The organism is Acetivibrio sp. (genome assembly GCF_035371925.1).
In the GTDB taxonomy this organism is placed as follows: Bacteria; Bacillota; Clostridia; order Acetivibrionales; family Acetivibrionaceae; genus Hungateiclostridium.
This window is the reverse complement of the sequence record NZ_DAORXT010000028.1, coordinates 26347-32454: the sequence shown is the minus strand read 5'-3', so window position 1 is coordinate 32454 and position 6108 is coordinate 26347. Positions and strand designations below refer to the sequence as shown.

The 6108-nt window shown below is 39.0% G+C and carries 6 protein-coding genes and 1 pseudogene; 5 read left to right on the top strand and 2 right to left on the bottom strand.

Going from position 1 to position 6108, the window contains the following annotated elements; all coding sequences use genetic code 11:
• Positions 1 to 203: pseudogene (locus PLH43_RS05780) on the bottom strand (methyl-accepting chemotaxis protein); the annotation flags it as partial.
• A 736-nt stretch (positions 204 to 939) separates the two neighbouring features.
• Between PLH43_RS05780 and PLH43_RS05775 the strand changes: the two are divergent.
• Positions 940 to 1110, top strand: a complete 171-nt coding sequence (locus PLH43_RS05775) for a hypothetical protein (RefSeq protein WP_324361034.1) — start codon at positions 940 to 942, stop codon at positions 1108 to 1110.
• Positions 1111 to 1210: 100 nt separating this feature from the next.
• Here the strand turns inward: PLH43_RS05775 and PLH43_RS05770 are convergent, their stop codons facing one another.
• A complete protein-coding gene (locus PLH43_RS05770) occupies positions 1211 to 2707 on the bottom strand; it encodes a PLP-dependent aminotransferase family protein (protein ID WP_324361032.1) in 1497 nt (498 codons plus the stop codon).
• Positions 2708 to 2968: 261 nt separating this feature from the next.
• Here PLH43_RS05770 and PLH43_RS05765 point away from each other — a divergent pair, with 261 nt between their 5' ends.
• The 4 genes from PLH43_RS05765 to PLH43_RS05750 are packed head-to-tail and all read left to right on the top strand — an operon-like array spanning position 2969 to position 6105.
• On the top strand, positions 2969 to 3874 hold the full coding sequence (locus PLH43_RS05765; RefSeq protein ID WP_324361030.1) for a decaprenyl-phosphate phosphoribosyltransferase: 906 nt from the start codon (positions 2969 to 2971) through the stop codon (positions 3872 to 3874).
• Positions 3875 to 3887: 13 nt separating this feature from the next.
• Positions 3888 to 4424 (top strand): acyltransferase, encoded by a 537-nt coding sequence (locus PLH43_RS05760; protein WP_324361028.1) that lies wholly within the window; start codon positions 3888 to 3890, stop codon positions 4422 to 4424.
• 41 nt (positions 4425 to 4465) lie between these two features.
• Positions 4466 to 5566 carry a glycosyltransferase gene (locus PLH43_RS05755; protein WP_324361026.1) on the top strand — a complete coding sequence of 367 codons (1101 nt, stop codon included), beginning with the start codon at positions 4466 to 4468 and terminating at the stop codon, positions 5564 to 5566.
• 41 nt (positions 5567 to 5607) lie between these two features.
• Positions 5608 to 6105, top strand: a complete 498-nt coding sequence (locus PLH43_RS05750; protein ID WP_324361024.1) for a DUF4330 domain-containing protein — start codon at positions 5608 to 5610, stop codon at positions 6103 to 6105.
• Positions 6106 to 6108: the final 3 nt, after the last annotated feature.

Below are 6108 nucleotides of genomic sequence, written 5' to 3'. Positions count from 1 at the left end.
ATAATATACATTATGTATGGGATTGCAATTTTTCTCCAAACGAGAAACACTACAAACAATGCAACAGGCAGAGCATACTTTAATACTGCCATCATTGTGATAGGATATTGATACGCAGACAAAGCTCCGAGAACAACACACATACAAAGAATTGCCGCCATTAGTTTGTTTCTTTTATGTAGTTCCAATAATTCTTTATCCAAAAGAGACGCCTCCAGTTTTAATACTAAAGTTTACCAAAGAGTATTCCGTATTTATACTGCATCAATCCGTATAAACTCTATAAACCTCATTATGGGTAAATGTAATATGCAAACTTCCTGTTGAAAATCTTCTTACTCCCCATGAATAATGAAAATCAACTTTGAATAAAAAAGTGAATGTTTGATTTTGCAAGCACTCTGCAAAACTTTGAAATTACATTAGCGAAAGAAGTTAGCCTGAATTGTTTCTAGAGATTATTATATCACCATAATCAGCAATATGCAATGCTTGACAATTGCTTTCTAGTTGGAAAAGGCTTTACAGAGGATATCTGTAACATATGCCAAAAAAGCTTGCACACATCCGGGAAGGTTTACATATTCTATATTAAATAAAAAATTTAAATTTCCGCTAAAGTATTATTTTTTTTTGCCGATACTATAGAAGTTGAAACTTAAAATTTGATAATATTGGCATTAGATAGGGAAATATGTTATAATCGGGGTCATAAAACCAGAAAAGAGCGATGTTTTTACGATGTCATAATTGCCAAGCTCTAGTACATACAATACATAGTATGTTTTAATCTTAGTGTAAAGATTGGTGAAATATTAAATTTATATTAATAATAAATGAAGTTTCTATTAAAATATTGATATTTATAACAATTTTATAATATAATGGAACTCAAGGATGTGCAGTATTTGCAACAAGCTGTGTAAGGGGGTGAATTGAATGAATTACAATGCACAACAGCTGAAAAATGAGATTGTAGAAAAGAACAAACTGATTAATTATTTTAATCAGAAATACGATTTGAATAAGTCAAAAATTCAGAATATCGAAATTGAGCTCGACAGTCTTTTGTATAAGTATTACAAAACACTAAAGAATAGAGATAATTAGGGTTTTTTCAACAAAAGGTAAGCATATTGAGAAACAAAAGACCGGTAAATGGGTAAATGGCAATATACCCTTGCCGGTAAATACATAGTTTTCGGTATGCTTACAGTATCGGAATATTATCTGATAAATACTTGCCCCTGTCAAAGCGGGAAATCAATTCCGAAAGTTTTTTAATACCCATTTCAATTGCATCAGTATGGACTGCAGCAAAACTTAACCTTATATTATTAAGCTTGGTTGGCGTACTGCTGTAGAAAATCCTACCGGGAGCAAAAACAACATTCTCGGCAGACGCAGCCTTAAACAGGCTGCTTATAAGGCAGTTTGAAGGAATGTCAAGCCAGATGTTCAAACCGCCTCCGGGCTTGTGAAATCGAACATTTCGCGGAAGGTATCTATCCAGAGCGTTTACAGTTTTGTAATACCTTTCTTTGTAAATATCAAACATTAATTTAAAGTGCTCGTCCCACATGCCTTTTCTTATATACAGGTCAAAAGCCCTTTGTATAAGTCCGGAGGTAGATATGTCCGTTGCATGCTTCGCTTCTATTATGTATCCCTTAAGACCTGACGGTACCACCATAAAGCCGAGCCGTAGCCCCGGCATAAAAATTTTGGAAAAGCTTTCGATAAAAATAACCCTGTCCGATTTATCCAAGGATTTAACAGGCATAAAGCCCATGTTTTCAAAGTCCAAACCGCTTACATAATCGTCCTCGATAATATAAGCATTATACCGCTCTGCAAGGGCCAAAATCGCCTTTCTTTTCCCGTTGGAATATGATATTCCCGTGGGGTTTTGAAAGGACGGTATTGTATAAATAAGTTTTGGTCTATACTTTTTCAGGTTGTACTCAAGAATATTGAGATTCGGCCCGTCATCCTCAAGCGGGACATCGGCAATTTCTGCTCCTCTGGATTTAAATACCGCTATTGCCCCAGTATAGGTGGGGCTTTCGGTAATCACATAGTCTCCCTGCCTTAGCAGGGCTTTGGCAATTATATCGATTCCCTGCTGAGCTCCTGAGATTATTTGGACATTTTCCTCCGAACAGGCAATATTTCTCTTTTCCAAGAGACTGCAAACTGACGAACGCAGAGGGTGAAAGCCTTGGCTATCCTGATAGTCAAAGGCGTTTCCCAAATCACGGTCCAATACTTCATTTAAAACCAGCTTGAAGTTTTCCACCGGAAACAGATTCGACTCGGGGGTGGCACTGGCAAAGTTGATAGTATTTTCGTTGATTTTGATATGCCCGTTATTAATTAAATCAAAGTCTTCGCTTTGATAGAGCTCATCGGGTATAATGTTGCAGTCCGAATAAGCTGCGCTTCGGCTGGGCAAAACGGCGGCAACATATGTACCGCTTCCCGGCCGGGAATGGACATAGCCGTTTGTCTCCAAGTGTTTGTAGCAGGACACTATTGTCACCGAATTGACGTTGAGTAATGCCGACATCCGGCGTATGGAAGGGAGCTTCAAATCAGCCAGAAGTACGCCGCTCTCAATCATTTCGGCAATTTTGCCACTGAGCTGTATATATAAAGGGATGCTTGAATCCTTATCAAGCTTTATAGACTTAAACAATTCCAGCATTTTAATCACCGCTTAGCTTTTTTACACGCAGCTATTGTAACAAAATAAAAGATGTGTGTAAAGAGCCGGAAAATTTAACGTCAAAGGCACTGGATTTACCTTCTGTCAAATGATATAATATGAGGCTGGTGTCCAAGCATTTGAAATATTTTGTGATGCAATGAAATAAAAATGTAAAATGTTTTTTTAGATATAATATTGTACAATAATATGTAATGAAGATAATGAAGTATACTCGAAGACTTTCGGGAGTGATAATCGTTGAGCCAATCCTTGGACAAGGCCGAAAAGGTTAGTATTGTTGATAAAATTAAAGGATATGTCAGGCTTTCTAGGCCGAAGCAGTGGATAAAGAACCTGTTTGTGTTTGCGGCTCTGATATTTGCAAAACACGTTTTTGATCTTGACTATTTTACCAAGGTCCTGCTGGCTTTTATATGCTTTTGTATGATTTCAGCATGCGTTTATATCATAAATGACATCATAGATGCAGAAAAAGACAGGCTCCATCCGAAGAAGAAGCTAAGACCTATAGCATCGGGCTTGATAAGCAAGACGGAGGCATTGGTATTCTTTGCCGGCCTATTGCCGGTTGCGGTAATTGCCGCCTTCATGCTGGATATAAGCTTTGCCGTGGTTTTGCTTTTGTATTTTGCAAACAATATACTTTATTCCTTGAAGGTTAAGCACATGGTTATACTCGATGTAATGTCGATAGCCTTAGGATTTCTCCTAAGGGTAATCGGAGGGGCGCTGGTCATAAAGGTGTACATATCTCCATGGATTTTGTTGTGTACCCTGCTTTTGTCACTGTTTTTGGGATTTAGCAAGAGGCGAAACGAGCTTGTGGTACTGGAAAACGATGCAAATTCCCATAGGAGGATACTGGATGAGTATTCGCTGGAGTTTATAGACAACATGCTCTCCATTGTCACGGCCTGTATGGTCATGGCATACTCTCTCTATACTTTTATGAGCAGCAGCGACAACTACTACATGATGTTGACAATACCCTATGTGCTGTATGGTATTTTCAGGTATCAGTATATCATATACCGGAAAAAAGAGGGGGGAAGTCCGGAAGAGACTGTTTTGTCGGACATACCCCTTATGATAAATATAATTCTTTGGGCGCTTACAAGTATAATAATTTTATATATTGAATAGGGGAAGGAGACTTATGAAGAAGCTACGCTATTATATATGCCTTGGTTTGTACTATTTGATAGCACGGCATTTGCCGGGGTCGGACACACCGTACAGCCTTGGCTCAAAAAGAATAAGGGGCTTTTTATGCAAAAGGATTTTTAAAAGGAACGGAAAAAACGTAAATATTGAGCACGGTGTTTATTTTGCTTCCGGCAGGGATATAGAAATTGGGGACAACTCCGGATTGGGACTGAATTGCAGGGTGAACGGGCCGCTGAGAATAGGAAATGATGTTATGATTGGCCCCGATGTTATGATATTTACGCAAAACCACAGGCATGACAGGCTGGACATTCCCATGAGGCTTCAGACAGACCCTAAAAAGCCTGTGGTTATTGAGGATGACGTTTGGATTGGGGCAAGGGTGATTGTTCTTCCGGGAGTTACAATTCACAAGGGCGCTATTGTAGGCGCGGGGGCTGTTGTCACAAAGGATGTGCCCGAATATGCCATAGTGGGGGGAAATCCTGCAAAGGTAATAAAATATAGGGACGGAAGAAATGCTTAACATGGGAAATATGATACAATACCGATGGCGGAGATGATAAAATGATAAAGGTGCTATATTTATTAAACCATGCCGGAAAGGCCGGGACGGAAAGGTACGTCCAGACCCTGATCGAAAAACTGAATAATGATAAAATAAAGGCTTATTTTGCCTATAATGAATACGGGCTTTTGGTAGAAAGGCTTGAGGCTTTGGGAGTTGAAACATACAGGATTGAGATGAGAAACCCCTTTGACATAAAAGCTGTTATAAATCTCGCAAAGCTTTGTAAAAAGCTCGGTGTCGATCTTATTCATACTCAGTTTTTAAGAGAGAATTACATAGCCATGCTGTCTCGTATCATTAATCCCAAAGTCAAGGTTATGTATACAAACCACTTTATTTTGGAAAACAGCCTGCCCATCAGGATTACAAATAGAATTATTACACCCTTGGAATCCAACATTATTGCCGTATGCAACCGGGGAAGGGACATGATGATTTCCAACGGTATAAATCCGAAAAAAATCAAGGTGATATTCAACGGAGTGGACGTAAAATACTGGGCAGAACCGGTGGAATCAACGGTAAGGGAAGAGTTTAAAATAGATGATGATGTGTTTGTAATGCTCTGTGCTTCAAGATTTGCCCATGACAAGGGTCATAAATTTTTAATCAATGCCCTATATGAGCTCAAAAAAATGACCAATCGAAAGTTTAAATGCATCCTGTCCAACGACGGTCCCCTGCTTGAAGAGTGCAAAAAAAAGGTTTCGGATATGGGACTTGATGATGTTGTAATATTTGCAGGATTTAGAAAGGACATAAAAAACCTGATATACGGATGTGACCTTTATATTAATTCTTCCGAGCATGAAGCGTTGAGCTTCCTTATTATAGAAGTGTTGGCTTGCGGAGTGCCGCTTATTGCCACCGATATGGGCGGAAACAGGGATATAATAAATGACGAGACCAACTGCGGCATACTTGTACAGTACAATGACCATAAAGGTCTTGCAGAAGCCATAATCAAAATTATGGAAGACGGTGAGCTAAGAAGCGCTTTAAGCCAAAACGCGCTAAAAACTGTTAATGAGAAATTTAATCTTGATAAAGTTGCACAGGAAACATATAATTTATACGAGGATAGCTTGAACAAATAATAGCTGCATTTTTTTAAATCTTTACAAGGAGAGTTGAGAATATGATTATTGACAGTAAAGGAAAGCTGTTTGGAAAGGTAAGCATAATCGATATTTTGGTCTTGGTGGTTTTGGTTGCAGGGATTTTTGGAGTATGGGTCAAGTTTTTCAAGACAGGTTCTGTGACGCCCATTGCAGTAAAAAGCGAAAGCTATATAGTGGGGCTTTATTGGGAAGAATCCCCGGAATTTGCCGTAAAAGCCGTTAAAGTTGGAGATATCGCAAGAGATTTTGACCGGGGTGCGGTTTTGGGAAAAGTAACGGATGTTCAGATAGCCGATTCCATATCCTTTGTAAAGACTGATGACGGCAGAGTTGTTGCAAGCTCGACACCGGGATATGTGTCCTACCATATTACCCTTGAAGCCACAGGAACTCCCAGCGATCTTGGAGGGGTTATTTTCGATGGTATGGACTACCAGATAGGAAAGTCAATGACTGTGAAAGTTGGAAGTGCTATTTTTATGGGTAGGATTGATAGATTGGAGAAAAAGGGGTAATGA